Raw genomic sequence first — 20,277 nt, 5'->3', positions numbered from 1 at the left:
CCAATTTGCCTTCACGGCCCGAACCCAAAGGAACATCGGCATGAGCACCTCGCAGACAGTACTGATTATCGGCGGAACCTCCGGCATAGGTCGCGACACCGCGAAACTGCTGGCATCACGCGGTGACGCGGTCATCGTTGCCGGACGCACGCAATCCCGCGCGCAGGCCACGGCCCGGGACATTGGCGGCGGCGCCGTCGGCCTCGAGATTGACCTCACTGACATGGACAGCATCCGGGCAGCCGCTGCGGCAACAGGCCCTATCGACCACCTGGTCCTCTCCGCCGCCGCCCTGGCCTATGCCCCTTTCCGGGAACTTGCCATCGACGACGCCCGGAACGTCTTCGAAGCAAAATTCTGGGGTTACTACCGCGCCGTCCAGGTCTTCGGGCCGTTGCTGCCGGACACCGGCAGCATCACTTTCTTCTCCGGCGTCGCCGCCGACCGCCCCGCGCCCGGCACGGTCGCCGTGACAGCAGTGAATGCCGCCGTCGAAGGCCTCACCCGTTCTCTCGCCGTCGAACTAGCTCCCGTCCGGGTTAACGCCGTCAGCCCGGGCATGACCGACACCGAGGGCTGGTCCCACCTCCCCGACGACCAAAAAGCAGCAGCTTTTGAACAGCAGGCCAAATCCTTGCCGACCGGCCGCATCGGACGTCCTGAGGATCTCGCCTCTACAGTCCTGCACCTGATCGATAACGGCTTCACGACCGGAACAATCCACCACGTTGACGGCGGAGCCCGCCTTGTCTGAGCAGCACCTCAGGGATCCGGACCAGCCCCGCCGGAAGGGCAGCGTGCTTGTTGCCGGGGCCGGGGGAGTGATCGGACGGCATGCCGCCGATGAGTATGCACGTCAGGGCTGGCAGGTTCGCGGCATCAGCCGGCGCCCCGTCCAGGGCGCCTATTGGGACCACTTGTCGGTAGATCTCAGCGATCCTGAAGCCTCCGCGTCAGGTCTGGCTGAGGCCGAAGACACAACGCATCTGGTCTTCGGCGCTTACGCCGAGCGCCCGACGTCCCGGGAGCTTTCAGAGGCCAACGTCGGATTGCTGCGCAATACCCTTGACGGCCTTTACAGCGCCGGTGCCCCACTGCGTCACGTCACCCTGTATAAGGGCGGAAAGGCCTACGGGGCGCATCCGGGTTACTTCAACACACCGGCCAAGGAGCGGGACCCGCGCCTCGTGCAGCCGAACTTTTACTACGACCAGGAGGACCTGCTGCGTCAAACCGCAGCGGAGCGCGGCTTTGACCTGACCATCCTGCGTCCCGAAGGGGTAGTCGGTTACGCTGTCGGCAACCCAATGAACCTGCTGATGGTGATCGCCGTCTACGCCAGCATCTGTCGTGAACTGGGCCAGCCGCTACGGTTTCCCGGCACGATTGCCGCCTTTGACGCCCTCTATCAGGTCACCGATGCAGGCCTGCTTGCCCGGGCCACAGTATGGGCGGGCTCGGATCCACAGGCCGCCGGCGAAGTCTTCAACATCACCAACCGTGACCAGTTCCGTTGGCGCCAGCTGTGGCCGGCCTTCGCCCGTCACCTCGGCATGGATTACGCCGAACCCCAGCCGGTGCCCCTGGCTGACGCGATGCCTCAGCTCAAAAACGTCTGGGAGCGGCTGGTGGCCCGGCACTCGTTGGTCCCGACTCCGTATGAAGACCTGGTCGGATGGGAATTCGGCGACTTCCTGCTGCGGTCCGGGTTCGACAACGTCTCCTCCACCATTAAGGCCCGCCAGGCCGGCTTCACCGACTGCCTCGACAGCGAAGACCGGTTCCTGGAACTCTTCCGTGAACTTGAGGCCGATCGGATCATTCCGCCCGTTGTGCTAAGCAGCCAGTCATCTGAAAGGTACGTGCCCTGATGGGAAATGCGCGGGAATGGTCCTGGGCCGCCAGACTGATCGTTCTCGCGGTCGCCGCAGCTACAGCGGTCAGCGTTATTTACCTGCCACAGGCCATGCTGACGGTGCTGGCGGCTGGTTTTGGCGTGGCCCCGGCAGCGGCCGGTGTCATCGCGACCAGCGTTCAGGCCGGTTACGCCATCGGCATATTCCTGCTGGTTCCCCTCGCTGACCGCGTTCAGCCCCGGCGGCAGGTCACGATTCAGTCGGTTCTCCTTGCCGCGGCCCTTGCGGTAACGGCGGTGCTGCCCGAGATTGTGGGAGTCACATTGGGATTCCTGGCAGTGGGCCTGGTGGCAAACATTGCCCAGATCCTCATCCCGGCCGCGAGCCGGTTAGCCCCCAAAGGGAAGGCGGGCGCTGCCTTGGCAACAGTGGCCGGCGCCCTGCTGATCGGAATTTTTGGCGGCCGGATCATCGCAAGCCTGCTCGTCCAGACCACCGGATGGCGGTGGGTCGTCTTGTCTTTCGCCGTCCTGGTCCTGGCCGTGCTGCCGTTCCTGCGCACTGCCCTGGCCACAGAGCTCCAGCTGCACGCCGCCGGCGGCAAGTACCGGCACCTGCTGGCCTCGACCCTTCAGCTGAGCCGGCGGAGCCCTGAACTGATCCAGTCTGCGCTGATGCAGTTCTTCGTGTTCGCCACCTTCAACTCCCTGTGGACGGTCACGGTGCTGCACCTCACCGGACCTGGATTCGGCTGGAGCGTCCTTTCGGCCGGCCTTTTCGGGGCCGTCGGACTTGCCGCCGGAATCGCTACCCCATTCAGCGGCCGCTTCGTTGACCGTTTCGGGCCCCTTCCGGTCGGTCTCGTGTTCTTGCTGGTCCTGCTCCTGGGCGTGCTGTCGGTGATCATAGATCCCTCGTCGGCCGTCCTGTTTGGTGCGAGCATGTTCGTCATCACCTGGGCCAACCAGACAGTCCTCTCCGCTAACCAGGCCCGGACCCTGGCGGCGAACCCGGTCCAATCAGCCCAGGCCAACACGGTCTTCATGTTCGCAGTGTTCCTGGGCGGCTCAGCCGGAGCCTTTACGGGCACGGTCGCCTTCAGCGCCGGAGGGATGCCCCTCGTCGGCGTGCAGGCTGGCGCCTTCGTTCTCATCGCCCTCGTTATCTGGCTCGCGTCCGCAACGCACCAGAAACGCACCACACCAAACCCTGGCAAGAAAAGGATCACAGCATGACCACCGCAGGAAACATCCAGCTGAATACCGGAGCGAGCATCCCACCGGTCGGATACGGATGCTGGCAGACCGCCCGCGCCGATATTGCCGCCGCCGCGCGCGCCGGATACCGCGCCTTTGACACCGCAACCTTCTACGCGAACGAACAGGCCGTAGGTCAGGGCATCCGCGACGCAGGGCTAACCCCCGAAGACGTCTTCCTCACCACCAAGGTATGGCGCGCCGACATGGGCTACGCTCAAACCCTGAAAGCGTTCGACACCTCACGCCGCCTGCTCGATGCCGACGTCATCGACCTCTATCTCATCCACTGGCCCCAGCCCGACTCCCGACTGGTCGCCGAAACCTGGCGGGCCATGGAAAAACTCCTGGAACGCGGAACCGTCCGCTCCATCGGTGTTTCAAACTTCGAAGCCGCCGATCTTGACCTCCTGGCCCAGCACTCGGACGTCACCCCCGCGGTAAACCAGATCGAACTAAACCCTCTACGGCAGCGCAAGAGCCTGGTCGCGGAAAATACCGCACGCGGCATCGTCACGACAGCCTGGTCACCGCTGGGTCAGGGCGGTCCCGTCCTGCAAAACAAGACACTGCTTCATCTGGCCGAAGACCATGACGTCAGCGTCGCCCAGATCGTCCTTCGCTGGATGCTCCAAAAGCGGATCGTGACAATCCCGCGTTCAACCAATCCCGCACGCATCGTCCAGAACCTCGACCTGAACGGCTTCACCCTAAACACGGCCGAGATGGAAGCCATCGACGCGCTCTCCGACTGACCCCGACACCTCAAGGACACCTCATGCCTACCGTTGGTCATTCCGACCTGACCATCTTTCCGATCGCCCTGGGCGGAAACACCTTCGGATGGACCTCCAATGAAACAGAGTCCCGCGCTGTCCTGGACGCCTTCACTGAGCAGGGCGGAAACTTCGTCGACACAGCAGACAGCTACTCGGCCTGGGCCGAGGGCAACACCGGAGGGGAATCCGAGACGATCATCGGAGACTGGATGGCACGGCGCTCCAACAGGTCTCAGGTCATCATCGGAACGAAAGTCAGCCAGCACCCCGGTTTTCCAGGCCTGTCCCGGAAGAACATCGTGGCAGCCTCCGAAGCATCCCTGCGACGGCTAGGCAGCGACTACATCGACCTCTACTATGCGCACTTCGATGACGAGACCACTCCTCTGGGAGGAGACCGTCGGAGCCTTCGATGATCTCGTTATTGCCGGAAAAATCCGTCACGTCGGCCTCTCAAACTACAGCGCGGACCGGATCAGGGAGTGGATCAGGATCGCTGACGAAAACGGCTATGACCGTCCCGTGGCCCTGCAGCCGCACTACAACCTGGTACACAGAACCGGCTTCGAGGGCGAACTCGCTTCACTGGCTGCTGCCAACGGGCTCGGGGTCATCCCCTACTGGTCCCTCGCTAGCGGATTCCTCACCGGCAAATACCGGACCCGTGAAGACCTCGTAGGCACACCCCGAGAACGGATGGCAGGCAGTTACTTCAGTACCGAAGGCTTGCGGGTCATCTCCGTCCTCGACGACATCGCACAGGAGAGAGGCACCACTATTGCGACAGCAGCTCTCGCATGGCTTCTCACCCGACCCAATATCGCCACCCCAATCGCCAGCGCCCGCACCGCGGAACAGTTGCCCGACCTCATGGCAGCACCCTCCCTGACCCTCACGGAACTGGAAATCCACCGCCTCGACGAGATGTCCTCCCTCATTCCGGCCTGATAAACAAAAGGGAGCGTTTCGCGGCCTGGTCGTGGCCCCGCCCGGCGGCTAGACGCAGGGCGGGGCAGTTTGGACTGGGAGAGCTTGAGCAGAAACCGTCACGATATCGGCCGGAAGTAGCCCTACCGAGCACTCCCTTGTCTGTTTTCAAAGGCTGATAATGCAGATTCCGTCAGCTTCGCGGACTTCGCTTAACTGCCTGATCAAAGACTGTGGACAATGTCCACACTCTGCGGTTCGGGCCGGGTGGTTTAGGGCCAGGATTGGCCCGTATTCCGCATGTTTTCGCGACTTCCCAGAGTTTGCGCGGGCGGGAATGTAGTTCGAGTCCCACCTCGGGCACAGCAGATCCCCTCGTCAGGGGGTCTTTTGCTTTAACGTGTTGACAAAACTTGGTCTCGTCGCATTGAGGGGTTGGTTCGCCCGGCTGTGGCCTGGCCGCCGAGGGGCCTGTGCAGGTTTGTGGGGCAGTCCCGGGACCAACATGCCTTTGCTGATTTCGAAAAAGTCGCAAGAGGCTCTTCTGGACCGGTGGTGGTTGCGGGGCCTGTCCGCCCAGATTGAGTAGGGCAGGAGCAACCAGCGAGCTCCGAGGGGCAACAGCGAGGCTGGCGCGGGTCGTGCAGTAAGTGCGGAGCCGACCCGGGCTCCGGTACGCCTTGTGCTTGTTCCACCCCACCAATCTGGGCTGCGAGTTGTCGCAAGCCAAAGCTAGTTGCAGGCAAAGTAAAACTTCGTATGAGGACCTCTAGAGACTTCGTGGCGTCAAGTTGGCTGTACGTCAACGGGGGGTGATCAACTCACCGGCTGCCGGAGACATCGAAGGTTCCTATTCTGTGTTCACACAGCCCCGTGCCTAGTGGTTTTCGGACCGCCTCAGCGGGGAATCAGCAGACTGATTTGTGTTCTGATTTCCTGCACGATCGTATCCCCGTCCAATCCGGCATTCACACTTGCTGCCATGGTGACAAACATGATGGCCGAGACGATACGCGCCTTCGTCGCAGCATCGGCAGCAGCCGGTGTGTTGCGGCCCAGTATGGCGGCGATGGCTTCCTCGGTTTGGGCGACGATGCTGAGGGCTTCAGAGTGGCGTGGCTCGGTGGGGTCGCCGAAGACCATTTCCCGGAGGTAGAAGCGTCCGTTGTCGATCTGGGTCCGGTTGCACTCCACGATCGGCCGCACGATGGCCATCACCGCGTCCAGGACATTCTGGATAACTGCAGCGTCAGCCCGTCCCCGTTGCAGGGCCTCGGCATAGTGGGCGTTTTGAACGAGGAGGAGGAGTTCGCCTTTGGATTTGGCATAAAGGAAGAGGGTTCCGGTACCAATGTCGGCTTTGTCGGCGATCTGCTGGGTGGTGACGTCCTCGACGCCGTGCTCAGCAAACAGCTCTGCGGCTGCGGCTGTGATGCGACCCAGCTTTTCCTGTTTGTTCCGCTCGCGCCTGCCGAGCGGCGGGGATGTGACGGGCATGATGGCTCCTCGAGCGTAACTGACTGGACTCAGTATTGAGTATATCGTCGAAACTGTGGAGGCCCGGGCTGCCCGGCAGCCGTCCTTACTGTTCGAATCGGGGGAGGATCTTGCCTCCCTTTACATACGTCAGTGCTGCTTCAACTTCGTAGGCGTGGATGGCGGAGGCCACTGGCGCCAGTTGACGTGAGAGGCTGTGGACGGTGGTGCTGCCGAAGAATGCGGTGCGCGCTGCCGGGTCGGCGAATCCCAGGATGATTGATGCGTGGAAGCGCTGGCCTGCCGGGTTGTCGTGGGCGACGTGGGGGGTGTCCCACATTTTCGCGATCCAAGGCATGAAGGACTGGGTTCGCAGTTCCTTCAGCGTCCGGGTGCCACCATGGCGGGCACAAGTCTGTTTCGTACGGTCCGCCGGAATTCGCCTGGGCGGCCACCCGGGCGGCGGCGCAAGTAGACGATTGCGCGGGCACCGACGGTCTCTGCTGGGGATGCGACGCTGTACCAGCGTGAAGTGTTGGGCGGCCCGGCGTAGAGAAGGGTACGGCGGAATACGTTCACTTCGTCTTTGTATGCCAAAGCGGTTTGTTTGCGCCCCAAGAGCGGCGCAAGTGGGGATTTGAACGTGACTTCGGCGATGCCGTCGATCTTCCGGTCCGCCGGGATGGCGGTTTCCACGCCCGTGGTTGCGGGCCAGAGGCCGAGGTTGTGTTCGGTGAGGTGGATCTGCCGGTACTCCTCCAGCCCCGGTGTGGCGGCGATAATGCCGGAGTGCGGGCCTTTCCAGTAGTCCATGCCGGACTGGCGGGGCTGATCGCTTCGCACCCACAGAAGAACCGAGGAAGTGAAGTGCTTCGTCACCCGGGGTTGGGCTGGTGCCGGTCAGGTGCCCATTACGGCCTACTCTCGCGGGTGTTGTCGTCAGGGGGAGAGGAATTCGACGACGGCGGGTGTGAACTTGTCGTGGTACTGGAAGATACCGCCGTGGCCCGAGTCGGGGTAGATGATCAGTTCGGATCCCTTGATGCGTTGGTGCAGTTCGTCGGAGAGCTTGGAGGGCACCATGCGGTCGTTGTCGCCGTTGGCGATGAGGGTGGGTTGGGTGAGGGTGGACAGGTCGGACGGGGCCGACCGGCCGTACTTTCGGATTGCGTTCAGCTGTGTCTGGAAGGCGCGGGGGCTGATTGGTTTGTCACGAAGATTAGTTCTTTCCTGAAGCCGTCGGACAAACGCCTTTGCGGCGGTCTTGCCGGCGGTGTTGCGGTTGAAGAAGAGGAATTCCTTGGGGTCGGACCGGGTCAGTGCCGCCCGCAGTATGTCCCAGTAGGTGGTGCCCACGACCTTGTCGATGTCCTTACCGCCGCGCGGACCGGTTCCGGTCAGCACGAGCTTGCGGACAAGATCGGGATGTTTGGTGACCAGGTCCTGGGCGACCATGCCGCCCAGCGAAAAGGAGAAGACATCAATCGTGTTGAACCCGAGGGTCTGGATGAAGGTGTAAGCGTCGTCGGCCATTTCTTCGATGCTGCCAGGGACGTGTCCGCTGGAAGCGCCGACGCCGGGCAGGTCGAAGGTGATGACGTGGCGGTTCCTGGCGATGGGATCGATGATCCGGGGGTCCCAGTTGTCAAGGGTGCCTGCCAGATGAACGAAAAACACGACGGGAATGCCGCCTTTTGGCCCGAGCTCGCGGTAGGCGTAACTAACACCTCCTGCGGTGATGGTCCTGGCGGGTGCCTGGGCGTATGAGGTGACAACGGGCTCGTTCGGGGCGCTGGTGTCTTCCATGGCGGTGTTTCTCCTGGATCTTGGTGTGAGTGGCTGGCTCTGGGTCACGTGGTGAGGGTGAGCACTGCTTTGCCCCGGAAGCCTCCCGCCGCGAGGGATTCCAATGCCTCCGGCGCCTGGTCGAAGGGGGACACTTTCCCGACGACGGGGCGTAATACTCCAGAGTCCACCAGTTTGCTGATCTGCCGCAGCTGGTTTCCGTTGGCGCGCATGAAAAGGAATTCATAGCTGACGCCGAGCTTTCTGGCTTGCCTCCGAATTTTGCTACTAAGACCGGTGATTGCCAGGCGCAGCAAAGGGTTGAGGCCGGCTGCGTGGGCGAAGGCCGGATCGGGCGGTCCTGCAATTCCGATCGCTTTTCCGCCGGGCTTGAGGATGCGCAGTGATTTCTGCAGATTCTGCCCTCCGAGGCTGTCGAGCACCAGGTCGTATCCGCTCAGAAGCTGCTCAAAATCCTCGGTGCGATAGTCGATAACGATGTCAGCACCGAGGTCCCGCACGAACCCGGCGTTGGAGCTGCTGGCTGTGGTTGCAACGGTCGCGCCGAGATGTTTGGCGAGCTGGATGGCGATGGAACCGACTCCGCCTGCGCCGGCGTGAATGAGGACTTTCTGTCCTGGCTTGACATGGCCACGCTCCACAAGCGCCTGCCATGCCGTGAGGGCTACCAGGGGGAGCGAGCCTGCCTCCGCCATGCTGGCGGACACGGGCTTGAGTGCAAGGTCTTCCTCCGCGACGGCAATGCGTTCGGCGAACGTCCCGATGCGATCCTGGTGTGGACGGGCGTAGACCTCGTCGCCGGGCTTGAATCCCGTGACCTTTGACCCGACTCGCAGCACGGTCCCCGCGACGTCGTTGCCAAGGATCAGCTGGAGTTTGTAGGGAAGGATCTGCTTGAACTCCCCAAGGCGGATCTTCTCGTCGAGTTGGTTCAGACCGGCGGCCTGCACCTGGACCAGCACGTCCCGTTCGCCGACGACAGGCTCGGCGACTTCGGCTTCGTGGAGGGCTTCCTTGTATTTGGTGATGACGAATGCCCGCATGCCGCAACGCTCCTTTTTTAGGTGACTACAATCAATTATGAGTACGCTCAGTTAAAAGTCAAGCATTCAAAGATGCGCCGTGGCGATGGTGCCCATCACCACGGCGCATCAACTACTAAGACTTCCCGGACGCAAGTTGGGGATAAAGCGCTTCGATGGGGGCGCTGAGGCCGGCCTTGAGTTGCACGGACGTCTCGTCGGCGAGGACCTCGTACTCACCGGCTTCGACAGCATCCAACACCGCGCTGACCAAATCGGCCGGATCCATCTTGGGGTCGGTGGAGTGCGCGGCCATCGCAGTATCGACGTAGCCCACGTGGACTCCGACCACGTGCACCCCTTCCGGTGCGAGTTCCAGGCGCAACGAGTTGGTGGCAGACCAGAGGGCGGCCTTTGTGGCGCTGTAGATGCCGCCGACGGCGTACCAGCTCATGGCGGAGTGGATATCGATGATCGCGGAATTCCCCTTCGCTGCCAGGATCGGCGCGAACGCGCGGGCGAGGAAGAGCGGGCCGAGGAAGTTTGTCTCCACATTGGTCCGGATCTCGGCGTCGGTGTGGCTAAGGATGCCGGGGGTTGTCACGGACGCTCCAGCGTTGTTGATCAGTACTGTGACATCACCCGCAGCCTCGACGGCCGCCCGTATTGAGGCCGGGTCGGTGATGTCGAGGGTCAGCGGGACGATGCGTTCGTCCTCCCAGGTGCGGGGGGTGCGGGCGGTGGCGTAAACCTTGCTGGCGCCCCGGGCGAGGACGCCGTGGACAAAGTGGGTTCCGATGCCGCCGTTCGCGCCGGTGACGAGGACGACTGCTCCATTAAGCGAGTTCATTTCGTGACTTTCTTGTGTTGATGTTCATCCGTGCCGGTTGGCGTGAATGGTGTGGGGTTAAGCGTCGGCAAGGGCCGGATAGTCGGTGTACCCGGCTGCACCGCCGCCGTAAAGGGTGCTGGGATCGATCGGATTCAACGGAACGTTTGAGCGCAGGCGCTCAACGATGTCGGGATTGGCCAGTGCGAAACGACCCAATGGGGCCACGTCCGCAAGGCCGGCCGCAACGTCGTCGGCTATCTGCTCGCGGTTGCGTCCGTAGCGGACGACGAGCACCGCCGTCGGCCATATGTTCCTGAGGGAGCGGAGCAGTTCGTCATCGCCTACATGGTGAAGGTGCAGGTATGCCAGGTTCAGGGTCGCGAGCTCGGCTACCAGGTGCCGGTACTGGGCGCGCACCATCTCGGTGTCGCCCTCGTTGATTCCGCCCAGTGGCATGGCGGGGGAGAGGCGGATACCCACTCTGTCGGCGCCGATTTCATCGGCCAGGGCCTTAACGAGTTCGATCACGAACCTCGACCGGTTTTCTATTGATCCGCCGTACGCGTCGGTGCGGTGGTTTGTGTTGGGGGAGAGGAACTGGTGGAGGAGATAACCGTTCGCTCCATGGATTTCAACTCCGTCGGCGCCGGCGGCGATGGCCGATGCTGCCGCGTTGCGGAAGTCAGCCAGGGTGGCATGGATTTCTTCCACGCTCAACGCCCTGGGTGTCGGCGTTTTCTGGGGTCCAGTCGGCGTGAGAATGTCCTGGCCTGCGGAGATCGCTGAGGGCGCCACGGGCTGACGGTGGTGAGGAGTGTTGTCCGGGTGGGACATGCGGCCCGCATGCATGAGTTGGATGAACACCGCCCCGCCGCGGGCATGGACTGCTTTGGTGACGCTTCGCCAGCCCTCCACATGCTCAGGTGTGTAGATTCCCGGCGTGTTGGCGTAGCCCTGTCCGTCTGCCGATGGCTGTGTGCCTTCAGTGATGATCAGGCCCAGTGAGGCGCGCTGCGCGTAGTACTCGGCCGCCAGGTCGCCTGGCGTGCCATCCGGGTTGGAGCGGCTTCTGGTCATGGGTGCCAGGGCCAGCCGATGGGAGAGGTTTAGGCGGCCAAGGCTCAGTGGTTGCCACAATGCGGAAAGGGTCACGGGTTAGTCCTTCGCGTTTCGATGTATCGAAGCGTCACCCCGCCCGGCCGATGTAAGGCCGCCGTGGACGCTAAAGCCAGCTAATGCGTCCTTAACTTGGTGACTACACTCATAACTGAGTGTGCTCAGGATATATTCCCATGAAATTCAGAAGGGCAGGAAACGAAGGAAACTGCGGGAAAGCTTCTTGGGTTCCAGGGTCAGCAGCCGCACGATCTGCGAACAATGAGTTCGGTGGTGAGTAGCTCGATCCCGCCGGCGGGTTCCTCCGGGGACAAGGCGGCCGCAAGGACCCGCTCGGCAATCCGGTCGATGGGCTGGCGCACGGTGGTCAGCTGCGGCCAGCTGAATTCCGATTCAGATGTCCCATCGAACGAAACAACGGCAATATCGTCCGGTATGGACAGGTTGGCTTCGTGAATGGCCCGCAGTGCGCCCACAGCAAGAAGGTCGGAGCTTGCGAAGATCGCTGTGGGCGGTTTCGGCAGCGCCAGCAGGCGGCGGGTTGCTTCATATCCGCCCTGGCGGGTGAAGTCGGTGAGTTCGGCCGGCCCCTCCGGCAGGCCTGCGTCGGCGAGGGCCTTTTTCCAGCCATTCTGCCGCGGGTCCGGGCGCGCAGGGTCAATATCCCTGCCCACCAATATGCCGATGTCTTGATGCCCGTGACCGATCAGGTGCTTAACGCCGATGGTGGCTCCCTGCTCAAAGTCGGTGCTGATGATTGGTATGCCATGGACGATGCTGGACTGGTCGATAAGCACGCGGCGAATACCCTGGACCTGCATTGCCGCGACCTCGCTCGGTGGCAGGACGGTTGCGAGGATGATCGCGTCAACCTGGCGGGATACGAGATTGACCGTATTCTGTCGCTCGGTCTCGGCGTCGGTCCGGGAGTTTGCCGTGAGGAGGGCGTAGCCGCGGGCTGCCGCCGCCTGTGCGATGGTATCCGTCAGTTCGGCGAAGTACGGGTTGGTGCTGTCCGGGACAATAATCCCCAGCAGGCGGGCGGAGCCCATGGTCAGGGCGCGGGCGGTTGCGTTGGGCTGGTACTGGAGTGCCCTGATGGCTTCCCGGACGCGTTCCGCTGTGGCAGCCGCAACCGGCTTGGGTCCGCCATTGATCACATAACTGACGACGGCGGTGCTGACGCCCGCATATCGGGCAACGTCAGTCCGTGTGACCTTTCCGGAACCTATTTGCATGCTTGCCATCAGGAACACCTTTCACCTCATTGTTGGATTGAGTCTACCCGGGTGGACTCAGTAACAAAGAACAAAATCCATCTATTTTGAGGGAAAAAAACTTGTCTCTTGCGGACTGCAGTCTACCCGCGTAGACTTCATTTTCAGCAGAGGGAAGTGACCCTTCTCACGCCCCGCCTGACGATATCCAGGCATCGAAACGCTTCCATATGTTCCACATTTCCCAGAGGAATCAATGATGATGACCATTTCAAAGTCCCGTCGCGGGGTACGGATCATTGCAGCCACGGCTGCAGTTTCCGTGGCGGCACTGACATTGGCCGGCTGCGGTGGACCGGATGCCGGCAACGCCGGCGCATCCGTCCAGGCGGGGTCCGGTGAGGGCACGATTAACGTCTGGGCCGTAGATGGCCAGGCGGCCGAGAATGACGCGTTGAAGAAGATCATCGCCAACTTCGAAACGTCGCAGAACAAGATCAAGGTAAATCTCAAGCTGTTTCCTTCGGACCAGTACACCAAGGCGGTCAACTCGGCGGCCCCGGGCGACCTGCCCGATGTACTCGACTTCGACGGGCCCACATTGGCCAGTTTCGTATACAACGGCAAGATGGCACCCTTGACGGGCTCCGTCTCCCAAGAGTCACTGTCCAATCAGACGGATTCCATCAAGGCGCAGAACACTGTGGACGGCGCCGTCTATGGCGTCGGCATGATGAATGCAGGCCTCGCCCTGTGGGGCAATAAGAAACTCCTTGATGCTGCGGGCGTCGCGTACCCGACCACGCCGGAGAAGGCTTGGACAGCTGAGGAGTTCACCGGGGTCCTGGATAAGCTCGCCGCCGTCGTCCCAGGGGGAAAGCCGCTGGACCTGTCTGAACAGTATGGCTTCGCCGGGGAGTGGGGAACGTGCTGTTCTGCCGGGCCGGTCATCTGGTCAGGCGGTGGCACGATGCTCAAGGACAACAAGGCAGCCGGTGCGTTGGATTCCGATGCCAACGTCAAGTCACTGACGAAGTTCGCATCGTGGAAAAAATACACGGATCCGAATGCTGACGGCCAGGCGTTCCCGAACGGCCGGGTTGCGCTGAGTTGGGTTGGTCACTGGACGTATCCCACCTACAAAGCCCTGGGCAGCGATCTGGTGTCAATTCCTTTGCCTAATTTCGGGAAGGGAACCAAGACTGCGTCGGGTACTTTCGCGTGGGGCATGGGCGCCTCCACCAAGAACGGCGCCGCGTCCGGGAAGTTCCTGGACTTCCTGATGTCCGACGAAAGCGTCCGCATCTACACCGACGCCAACGGAGCTCCCCCGGCGACCAAAACGGCTTTGGCAGCTTCGAGCCTCTACGGTCCCGGCAAGCAGCTGCAGTTGCTGGGCGACCAGCTGAGCAAGGCCTGCGGTCCCGAAGACCAGATCACCGAAACGTGTGTCAGCGTCACACGGCCGGTGACCGCCGGCTACCCCATCGTGACGGACCAGGTCGGTAAAGCAGAAGCCGCCATCTACGCGGGCAAGGACGCCAAGGAAGCCTTGAGCGCCGCCGCCCGTGCCATCGACCAGAACTTCGCCGACAACGACGGATATAAGAAATAGACCTCTGCAGCAGTCCGGCCGCCCCACTTCAGGGTGGCCGGACGCGGCGGACTCGCTCCCAGCGAAAGCCTCCATCATGACCACTCAAACCCGAAATATCCCGGCCCCCGCAGTGGCGCCGGCCAAGCGAAAGTCATCCGGCAGTCTTACCGGCCACCGGTTCGCGGGTCCACTGTTCGCCAGCCCGGCCCTGATCGGCCTTGCCATCTTCCTTGTGGCGCCGTTTGTGCTCGCGATCGTCCTGTCCTTCTACCGGGTGCAGCTCAACAGTCCGCGGCCCGCACGGTTCGTAGGATTTGAACAGTACACACGCCTGTTTACCGATCCTGACCTGTCCGCAGCCTTCGGCCATGCACTGCTGAACAACTTCACCTTCGCCGTCATTGTTGTTCCGGTGCAGACGGTCCTGGCCTTGGCCCTGGCGGTCCTGGTCAACCGCAAGCTGCGTGGCATGGTGGTCTTCAGGACTTTCATCTTCATGCCGTTGGTCTTTCCGCTGGCACTTACCGCCGTGATCTGGCGGCTCATCTACTCCCGCGGCGACGAGGGTCTCCTGAACGCCGTCCTGGGGCTGATCAGTGGCGGCGCGTTGTCCAGCCACGACTGGCTCGGGAGCCCCTCCACAGCGCTCGCTTCCATCATTGTCATGTCGATCTGGCAGAGCGTAAGTTTCCAAATGATCATTGTCCTGGCGGCCCTGCAGAGCGTTCCTGCCGAACTCTACGAAGCCGCATCGCTGGACAGGGCAAGCAAGTGGCAGCAGTTCTTGAACGTCACTGTTCCCGGCATACGCAACACCCTGATCTTCGTTGCACTCATCACCACCATCTTTTCGTTCAGGCTGTTCGACCAGGTCTACCTGCTGAGCCGTTCCGGCAGCGTTGACCGTGGTTCCACCGAGACCGTCATGACGCAAATCATCAACACAGGATTCGATAACAACAACGTGGGCCAAGCCGCTGCCATGACTGTCATCTTCATGCTGATCATCACCGTGATCGCTATCATCCAACGCGCCGCCGTGCGCCAGCGGGGAGGGGTCTGATGACGATGTCCAAGACTATGGAGCCGACCCGGCGATCCAGCAGCCTGAAACGCACCCGTCGCTGGCAAACAGCACTCCATTACCTGATCCTGACGGTTGTCGCGCTGTTCTTCTTCCTGCCCGTCTACTACCTGATTGTTGGCAGCTTCCGGCCATCCTCGGAGGTTCTGAGCGGCCTGAGCGGCTTCCTGCCAACCAACCTCTCCTTCGCCAACTACGCCGGCGTTTTCGACCACCTCAGTTCAGATGCCACCGGCCACTTCGGGCAGTTCGCGCTTGTTTCCATCGTCGTAACCACGGCCGTGGTTGCCGGCAGCCTGATCGTGAATTCCATGGCGGCCTACTCGTTCGCGAGGATGAAATGGCGCGGCAAGAACGTACTGTTCTTGCTGGTGATCATCCTGACCATCATCCCGTTCGAAGCCGTCGCTCTTCCCTTGTACTACATGTTTTCGGGACAGCGGGACACTGTCATCATCCAGGCGATCCCGTTCATAGCCAACGCGTTCTCGATTTTCCTCTTCTACACGTTTTTCCTGGATGTCCCAGGCGAAATCGAAGAGGCCGCGAGGCTGGACGGAGCCGGGCCTTTCAGGACGTTCTTCCATGTCATCATCCCCATCACCAAGCCGGCATTCGCCACAGTGGCCATCCTGACCTTCCTCGCCCAGTGGGGGTCGTACCTGTGGCCAGTCCTGATGGTCTCAGACCCGACCGTCCGGCCACTGCCGCTGGCGATAAGCATCTTCCAAAACCAGCAGCCTCCCGAATGGGGCCAGGTGCTTGCCTTCGGCACGATGTTTATCGTCCCGGTCCTGGCGGTCTTCCTGATCTTCCAGCGATGGTTCGTCGCCAGTATCAGCAGCTCCGCCATCAAGGGCTGACGCTCCGCGTCGACTCAACCGGCCCACCAAAACAAACAGAACGGATGCATTACCTTGGCCTTCAGCCTCAAAGACTCATGGGTATGGGACTTCTGGATCGCCGACGACGGCGCCACGTTTCACATGTACTACCTCCACGCCCCCAAGAGCCTCGGAGATCCGGCACTGCGGCACCGCAATGCCCGGATCGGGCACGCCACCTCAAAGGACCTTGTCACATGGGAACCTCAAGGCGTGGTCCTGCAGCCAGATGATCCGAAGGCATTCGACGCAACCTCCACATGGACGGGCAGCGTGGTTCAGGGCCCGGACGGGCTGTGGCGGATGTTCTACACCGGCGCTCGCTTCTACGACACCCACAACATCGAAGCCATCGGTGTTGCAACGTCCCCGGACCTTTACACCTGGACCAAGCAACCCGCCGTCGTCATCGAACCTGACGGCCGCTGGTACGAACGATACGGGGACAGCAGCTGGCCGGAAGAGGCATGGCGGGACCCCTGGGTCTTCGCCGACCCGGACGGCGACGGCTGGCACATGCTGATCACCGCCCGCACGAATGAAGGTGACGATGACAACCGAGGCGTCATCGGACACGCAGTCTCACCCGATCTCTCCTCCTGGGAAGTCAGGCCACCCCTCAGCCGTCCCGGCGCCGGCTTCGGGCACCTCGAAGTTCCCCAGACCCTGGTGCTTGACGGCAGGCATCTCCTCTTGTTCTCGTGCGGCGCGGAGACACTTTCCGCCGGGAAAGCGGCAGGGTTCGACGGCGGCGGCATCTGGAGCCTCGAAACCCGCCACCCCAGTGGTCCCTTCGACATCGCTTCCGCCGCTGTCGTCACCACCGCGCCGCTCTACAGCGGAAAGCTGGTGCAGGACCGGTCCGGACAATGGTTCATGATGGCCTGCCATGACGCCAACAGCGACGGCACGTTCGACGGCCTCGTGTCCGATCCCTTGCCGGTGCACTGGGATCCCGAACGGGGAGCCCTGGCCATCGTCCCGTCGCCCACGAACCCATGAGGACTTCCATGCCCGCCCGCCACCCTGGAGCGATCCTGCACCTGACAGCGGGTGGAGTGTCCGTTGTCCTGGACGCCACGGACGGCCAATTGCCCGCTATCGTGCACTGGGGCGAACAACTACCGGTGCTGACTGCCGAAGAAGCCCGGACACTGGTGGGCGCCAGTACGCCCGTCACAGGGTCGAGTACCATCGACGTCCCGCCCCGGCCCGGCCTCCTGCCCGGACAGGACTCAGGCTGGATGGGGCGCCCAGGACTACGCGGGTCCTTCGACGGTGTGGGCTGGTCACCGAAATTCAAGGTACACACCGTGGCCCTCGATGGCGCACCAGTGACCGGGTTCGCACCCACCGGAGCAGGCCGCGTGCTGGTCGGCGCAATCGACGACGCGCAACGGTTGCGCCTTGACCTGACATTGGACCTGCTTCCCGGCGGGCTGATGCGCAGCCGGGCGAAACTGACCAATTTGCACGAGAAAACGTATGCGGTCGACGAGGTCTCCGTGGCCTTCCCGGTTCCCGCTGAGGCAACGGAACTGCTCGATTTCGCGGGCAGCCACAACTTTGAACGGGTTCCACAGCGCGGAACCCTGCGCACAGGGACGCACCTGCGTGAGAACCGAAAGGGCCGGACCGGGTCTGACAGCGCCTTCATCCTCCACGCCGGAACTCCCGGATTCGGATTCGGCCACGGCGAGATCTGGGCGGTGCACACGGCCTGGAGCGGAAACCACCGGCATTATGCGGAGCGCTTCTTTGGCGACCAGCTGCTCGGTGGCGGCGAACTGCTTCTTCCAGGCGAGGTCCGGCTGGGCCCTGGAGATACCTATCAGAGCCCCTGGGTTTACGCCTCCTACGGGACAGGCCTTGACGCCGTCGCCAAGCGTTTCCATGCCCATGTGCGGAGCCGCACTTCTCCGGTCTCCGCCGATCGCCCCGTGACCCTGAACGTGTGGGAAGCCGTCTACTTCGACCACGAAGAAGAAAAACTCCTGGACCTGGCGGAACATGCAGCCGCCGCAGGCGTTGAGCGCTTCGTGCTCGACGACGGCTGGTTCGGTTCGAGGCGCGACGACACCTCGGGGTTGGGGGACTGGGTCGTCTCCCCGGACGTGTGGCCGGCCGGGCTCCACCCGCTGGTGGACCGCGTCCACGCACGTGGGATGCAGTTCGGACTATGGTTTGAACCCGAGATGGTCAACCCGGACAGTGACGTTGCCCGCGACCACCCGGAATGGATCATGGCGGCCCGCTCCGACTGGCCCATGGAATCACGCAACCAGCAGGTCCTCAACCTCGGAATCCCAGGGGCATACGAGCACGTCAAGAAGCAGATCCTCGCGCTCCTCGCCGAATACAAGCTGGACTACATCAAATGGGACCACAACCGGGACCTCATTGAGGCCGGAAACCAGCTGGAGGGTGGCCGTCCGGGTGTTCACCGGCAGACCTTGGCGTTCTATGCGCTGCTGGAGGAGATCCGTTCGGAACACCCCGACCTGGAGATTGAATCATGCTCCTCGGGAGGAGCGCGCATAGACCTCGGCGTACTCGAGCACACTGACAGGGTCTGGGTGTCTGACAACATCGATCCCCACGACCGGCAGACAATGCTCCGCTGGACCACGCAGCTGTTGCCACCCGAATACCTGGGATCACACATTGCATCAGGCCGTTCCCACACCACCGGCCGCCAACACGACCTTGCGTTCCGCGCCGGCACCGCCGTCTTCGGGCACCTCGGTGTTGAGTGGGACCTTACCATCGCCACCGACGAGGAACTCGACCACCTGCGCCGGTGGATCTCCTTCTACAAACACGAACGTGCACTGCTGCTCACCGGCGACGTGATCCGCATGGACGGCCCCGATTCCCAAGTGTTTATTCATGGAGTCGTCAGTCCGGATCGCTCGGAAGCGATGTTCGCGCAAGCCGCCTTGGACAGCCTCTACCCGGACCCGGCCGGGCGCCTCCGCTTCCGCGGACTCGACCCGACAGCGAGGTATAAGGTGGCGCCGGTCTTTACAGGACCCACCCCATCCGGACTGGTGCCGCCGGAATGGTGGGGCCAACCAACGTCCGGCGGGGTGCCCATTGCGCGGACGTCGCTGCGGGCGACCGTCCAGGACGACGTGACTTTTCCGGGCGCTGTGTTCGCAGGCAGTTCACTGGAAAAGGTGGGCGTCGCCTCACCAAGAATCCACCCCGATCAGGTGGTCCTGTACCGGCTTTCCTTGGTCGACTAAGCCAGCCGGGCGCAGACGGAACTTTGGCGGCGGCCTTCTCCTCAGCGCCGTCGTCGAAGCGCGCCCCGCGTGCCGAACAGCGGCGGGCAAGTTGAGGACGCCAGTGATGGAGCTAAACGAGGAGCTCCGCGTGCCTTTAGCGTCTAGACGGAGCTTGATTCCCGTCGCTCTGAGGGTTCTGTCGATTGCTGTGGCCGGGCCGCCGCGGTGCCCGCCGTGCCCTCCCGAGATGATGCGCCCCACTGCGCGGACCTGTTTCTTTCCTGCCGCACGGCTATTTGCTGGCGCCGGCGGTGAGGCCTTCTCGCAGGGTTCGTTGGCCGAAGATGAACACGACCAGTGCCGGCAGCATGGACAGGATCACGCCGGCGAGGACCACCGAGATGCTGCCGGTGCCGAGGTTGCCCTGGAGCGTGACCAGGCCGAGGGGAAGGGTGAAATTCTGTTCGCTGATGGTGAGGATCAGTGGCCGGAAGAACTCGTTCCAATGGAAGTTGAAAGCGAGGATCCCGACGATCGCCATGCCGGGGACGGCCAGGGGGACATAGACCGAACGGAAGATCCGCCACGGCCCCGCACCGTCCAGGGCTGCTGCTTCGGCGAAGTCGTTCGGCAGGCCAAGGAAGTACTGGCGCATCAGGAAGGTGCCGAATGCTGTGGGAATGGCCGGCAGGATCAGGGCCAGCAGGGTGTCGGACAGGCCCATTCCACGGATCAGCATGAACACCGGGACGATGGTGACCTGCATCGGGACCATCATGGTGGCCAGCACCAGCGAGAAGATGGCGTTCTTACCGCGGAAGTCCAGGCGGGCGAAGGCGTAGCCGGCCAGGGTGGCCGACGCCATCTGGCCAAGTGCGATCAGGCCGGTCACCAGGGCGCTGTTCAGGACCAGGAGGCCGACGTTGATCTGCTTGAACACTTCCTGGTAAGCCGTGAAGTCAGGGTTGATGGGCAGGAAGGAGGGCGGCAGGTTGAACGATTCCGACGGCGTGCGCAGCGAGGTGGACAAGGTCCACAGGACAGGGCCGAGGGTCAGCGCCGCTGCCACGGCCAAGGCTGCGTATCTGCCGACAGTGCCGGCTGATGGCAAGCGGCGGGGCGTACGGGTGGCGGGCGGTTCGGCGGTGGAACCGGAAGGCAAGCCGGTCCCGGTGTGCAGGGTCTGGCTGGACAT

20 protein-coding genes are annotated in these 20,277 nt (G+C 62.6%); 11 read left to right on the top strand and 9 right to left on the bottom strand.

Annotation, left to right across the window (positions count from 1 at the left end):
• Window positions 1-40: 40 nt before the first annotated feature.
• Genes C563_RS0119870 through C563_RS22965 form a run of 6 tightly spaced genes read left to right on the top strand, consistent with a single transcriptional unit; the run spans window position 41 to window position 4,839 of the window.
• Window positions 41-754, top strand: a complete 714-nt coding sequence (locus C563_RS0119870; RefSeq protein ID WP_018763830.1) for an SDR family oxidoreductase — start codon at window positions 41-43, stop codon at window positions 752-754.
• The gene (locus tag C563_RS0119865; protein ID WP_231369937.1) at window positions 747-1,871 is read left to right on the top strand and encodes an SDR family oxidoreductase; all 1,125 of its coding nucleotides are present in this window, start codon (window positions 747-749) and stop codon (window positions 1,869-1,871) included. The genes C563_RS0119870 and C563_RS0119865 overlap by 8 nt, the downstream gene beginning before the upstream one ends.
• Complete coding sequence (locus C563_RS0119860) at window positions 1,871-3,091, top strand: MFS transporter (RefSeq protein ID WP_018763828.1); 1,221 nt, start codon at window positions 1,871-1,873, stop codon at window positions 3,089-3,091. Before C563_RS0119865 ends, C563_RS0119860 begins: the two co-directional genes overlap by 1 nt.
• Window positions 3,088-3,867: an aldo/keto reductase gene (locus tag C563_RS0119855; protein WP_018763827.1), complete on the top strand. Its 780-nt coding sequence runs from the start codon at window positions 3,088-3,090 to the stop codon at window positions 3,865-3,867. The genes C563_RS0119860 and C563_RS0119855 overlap by 4 nt, the downstream gene beginning before the upstream one ends.
• Before the next feature lie 23 nt (window positions 3,868-3,890).
• Window positions 3,891-4,307, top strand: a complete 417-nt coding sequence (locus C563_RS22970) for an aldo/keto reductase (protein WP_331271257.1) — start codon at window positions 3,891-3,893, stop codon at window positions 4,305-4,307.
• Complete coding sequence (locus tag C563_RS22965; protein WP_018763826.1) at window positions 4,261-4,839, top strand: aldo/keto reductase; 579 nt, start codon at window positions 4,261-4,263, stop codon at window positions 4,837-4,839. The genes C563_RS22970 and C563_RS22965 overlap by 47 nt, the downstream gene beginning before the upstream one ends.
• Before the next feature lie 876 nt (window positions 4,840-5,715).
• Here C563_RS22965 and C563_RS0119845 read toward each other — a convergent pair.
• The 8 genes from C563_RS0119845 to C563_RS0119815 all read right to left on the bottom strand — a co-directional run bounded on the left by C563_RS0119845 (window position 5,716) and on the right by C563_RS0119815 (window position 12,317).
• Window positions 5,716-6,315, bottom strand: coding sequence for a TetR/AcrR family transcriptional regulator (locus C563_RS0119845; protein WP_018763825.1), 600 nt, complete (start codon window positions 6,313-6,315; stop codon window positions 5,716-5,718).
• Window positions 6,316-6,400: 85 nt separating this feature from the next.
• Window positions 6,401-6,634 carry a hypothetical protein gene (locus tag C563_RS22695; protein WP_196803375.1) on the bottom strand — a complete coding sequence of 78 codons (234 nt, stop codon included), beginning with the start codon at window positions 6,632-6,634 and terminating at the stop codon, window positions 6,401-6,403.
• Between the two features lie 41 nt (window positions 6,635-6,675).
• Window positions 6,676-7,137 carry a hypothetical protein gene (locus C563_RS22690; RefSeq protein ID WP_231369936.1) on the bottom strand — a complete coding sequence of 154 codons (462 nt, stop codon included), beginning with the start codon at window positions 7,135-7,137 and terminating at the stop codon, window positions 6,676-6,678.
• Between the two features lie 96 nt (window positions 7,138-7,233).
• Window positions 7,234-8,100 carry an alpha/beta fold hydrolase gene (locus tag C563_RS0119835; protein WP_018763824.1) on the bottom strand — a complete coding sequence of 289 codons (867 nt, stop codon included), beginning with the start codon at window positions 8,098-8,100 and terminating at the stop codon, window positions 7,234-7,236.
• Window positions 8,101-8,144: 44 nt separating this feature from the next.
• Window positions 8,145-9,143, bottom strand: coding sequence for an NADP-dependent oxidoreductase (locus tag C563_RS0119830; RefSeq protein WP_018763823.1), 999 nt, complete (start codon window positions 9,141-9,143; stop codon window positions 8,145-8,147).
• A 115-nt stretch (window positions 9,144-9,258) separates the two neighbouring features.
• Window positions 9,259-9,972, bottom strand: a complete 714-nt coding sequence (locus tag C563_RS0119825; RefSeq protein WP_018763822.1) for an SDR family oxidoreductase — start codon at window positions 9,970-9,972, stop codon at window positions 9,259-9,261.
• Between the two features lie 57 nt (window positions 9,973-10,029).
• On the bottom strand, window positions 10,030-11,106 hold the full coding sequence (locus C563_RS0119820; RefSeq protein ID WP_026265160.1) for an alkene reductase: 1,077 nt from the start codon (window positions 11,104-11,106) through the stop codon (window positions 10,030-10,032).
• A gap of 200 nt (window positions 11,107-11,306) precedes the next feature.
• Window positions 11,307-12,317: a LacI family DNA-binding transcriptional regulator gene (locus C563_RS0119815; RefSeq protein ID WP_043424493.1), complete on the bottom strand. Its 1,011-nt coding sequence runs from the start codon at window positions 12,315-12,317 to the stop codon at window positions 11,307-11,309.
• Between the two features lie 229 nt (window positions 12,318-12,546).
• On the opposite strand from C563_RS0119815, the gene C563_RS0119810 reads away from it, so the two are divergent.
• The 5 genes from C563_RS0119810 to C563_RS0119790 all read left to right on the top strand — a co-directional run bounded on the left by C563_RS0119810 (window position 12,547) and on the right by C563_RS0119790 (window position 19,100).
• Window positions 12,547-13,902 carry an extracellular solute-binding protein gene (locus C563_RS0119810; protein WP_018763819.1) on the top strand — a complete coding sequence of 452 codons (1,356 nt, stop codon included), beginning with the start codon at window positions 12,547-12,549 and terminating at the stop codon, window positions 13,900-13,902.
• 76 nt (window positions 13,903-13,978) lie between these two features.
• The gene (locus tag C563_RS0119805) at window positions 13,979-14,947 is read left to right on the top strand and encodes a carbohydrate ABC transporter permease (protein ID WP_043424492.1); all 969 of its coding nucleotides are present in this window, start codon (window positions 13,979-13,981) and stop codon (window positions 14,945-14,947) included.
• On the top strand, window positions 14,947-15,831 hold the full coding sequence (locus tag C563_RS0119800; protein WP_018763817.1) for a carbohydrate ABC transporter permease: 885 nt from the start codon (window positions 14,947-14,949) through the stop codon (window positions 15,829-15,831). Before C563_RS0119805 ends, C563_RS0119800 begins: the two co-directional genes overlap by 1 nt.
• A gap of 54 nt (window positions 15,832-15,885) precedes the next feature.
• A complete protein-coding gene (locus C563_RS0119795; protein WP_018763816.1) occupies window positions 15,886-16,854 on the top strand; it encodes a family 43 glycosylhydrolase in 969 nt (322 codons plus the stop codon).
• Window positions 16,855-16,862: 8 nt separating this feature from the next.
• A complete protein-coding gene (locus C563_RS0119790) occupies window positions 16,863-19,100 on the top strand; it encodes an alpha-galactosidase (protein WP_018763815.1) in 2,238 nt (745 codons plus the stop codon).
• A 274-nt stretch (window positions 19,101-19,374) separates the two neighbouring features.
• Here C563_RS0119790 and C563_RS0119785 read toward each other — a convergent pair whose 3' ends face one another.
• On the bottom strand, window positions 19,375-20,277 hold the full coding sequence (locus tag C563_RS0119785; protein ID WP_018763814.1) for a carbohydrate ABC transporter permease: 903 nt from the start codon (window positions 20,275-20,277) through the stop codon (window positions 19,375-19,377).

The organism is Arthrobacter sp. 135MFCol5.1, from assembly GCF_000374865.1.
GTDB lineage: Bacteria > Actinomycetota > Actinomycetes > Actinomycetales > Micrococcaceae > Arthrobacter.
This window is presented reverse-complemented; position numbering and strand designations above follow the sequence as displayed.

What these genes read in the sequence shown, in the direction of transcription:
- C563_RS0119790 (WP_018763815.1), top strand. Translation starts at nt 16,863, where the DNA reads ATGCCCGCCCGCCACCCTGGAGCGATCCTGCACCTGACAGCGGGTGGA.
- C563_RS0119785 (WP_018763814.1), bottom strand. Translation starts at nt 20,277, where the DNA reads ATGTCCAGCCAGACCCTGCACACCGGGACCGGCTTGCCTTCCGGTTCC.
- C563_RS22965 (WP_018763826.1), top strand. Translation starts at nt 4,261, where the DNA reads ATGACGAGACCACTCCTCTGGGAGGAGACCGTCGGAGCCTTCGATGAT.
- C563_RS0119805 (WP_043424492.1), top strand. Translation starts at nt 13,979, where the DNA reads ATGACCACTCAAACCCGAAATATCCCGGCCCCCGCAGTGGCGCCGGCC.
- C563_RS0119825 (WP_018763822.1), bottom strand. Translation starts at nt 9,972, where the DNA reads ATGAACTCGCTTAATGGAGCAGTCGTCCTCGTCACCGGCGCGAACGGC.
- C563_RS0119815 (WP_043424493.1), bottom strand. Translation starts at nt 12,317, where the DNA reads ATGGCAAGCATGCAAATAGGTTCCGGAAAGGTCACACGGACTGACGTT.
- C563_RS0119800 (WP_018763817.1), top strand. Translation starts at nt 14,947, where the DNA reads ATGACGATGTCCAAGACTATGGAGCCGACCCGGCGATCCAGCAGCCTG.
- C563_RS0119835 (WP_018763824.1), bottom strand. Translation starts at nt 8,100, where the DNA reads ATGGAAGACACCAGCGCCCCGAACGAGCCCGTTGTCACCTCATACGCC.
- C563_RS22970 (WP_331271257.1), top strand. Translation starts at nt 3,891, where the DNA reads ATGCCTACCGTTGGTCATTCCGACCTGACCATCTTTCCGATCGCCCTG.
- C563_RS0119870 (WP_018763830.1), top strand. Translation starts at nt 41, where the DNA reads ATGAGCACCTCGCAGACAGTACTGATTATCGGCGGAACCTCCGGCATA.
- C563_RS0119810 (WP_018763819.1), top strand. Translation starts at nt 12,547, where the DNA reads ATGATGACCATTTCAAAGTCCCGTCGCGGGGTACGGATCATTGCAGCC.
- C563_RS22695 (WP_196803375.1), bottom strand. Translation starts at nt 6,634, where the DNA reads ATGTGGGACACCCCCCACGTCGCCCACGACAACCCGGCAGGCCAGCGC.
- C563_RS0119855 (WP_018763827.1), top strand. Translation starts at nt 3,088, where the DNA reads ATGACCACCGCAGGAAACATCCAGCTGAATACCGGAGCGAGCATCCCA.
- C563_RS0119830 (WP_018763823.1), bottom strand. Translation starts at nt 9,143, where the DNA reads ATGCGGGCATTCGTCATCACCAAATACAAGGAAGCCCTCCACGAAGCC.
- C563_RS0119845 (WP_018763825.1), bottom strand. Translation starts at nt 6,315, where the DNA reads ATGCCCGTCACATCCCCGCCGCTCGGCAGGCGCGAGCGGAACAAACAG.
- C563_RS0119860 (WP_018763828.1), top strand. Translation starts at nt 1,871, where the DNA reads ATGGGAAATGCGCGGGAATGGTCCTGGGCCGCCAGACTGATCGTTCTC.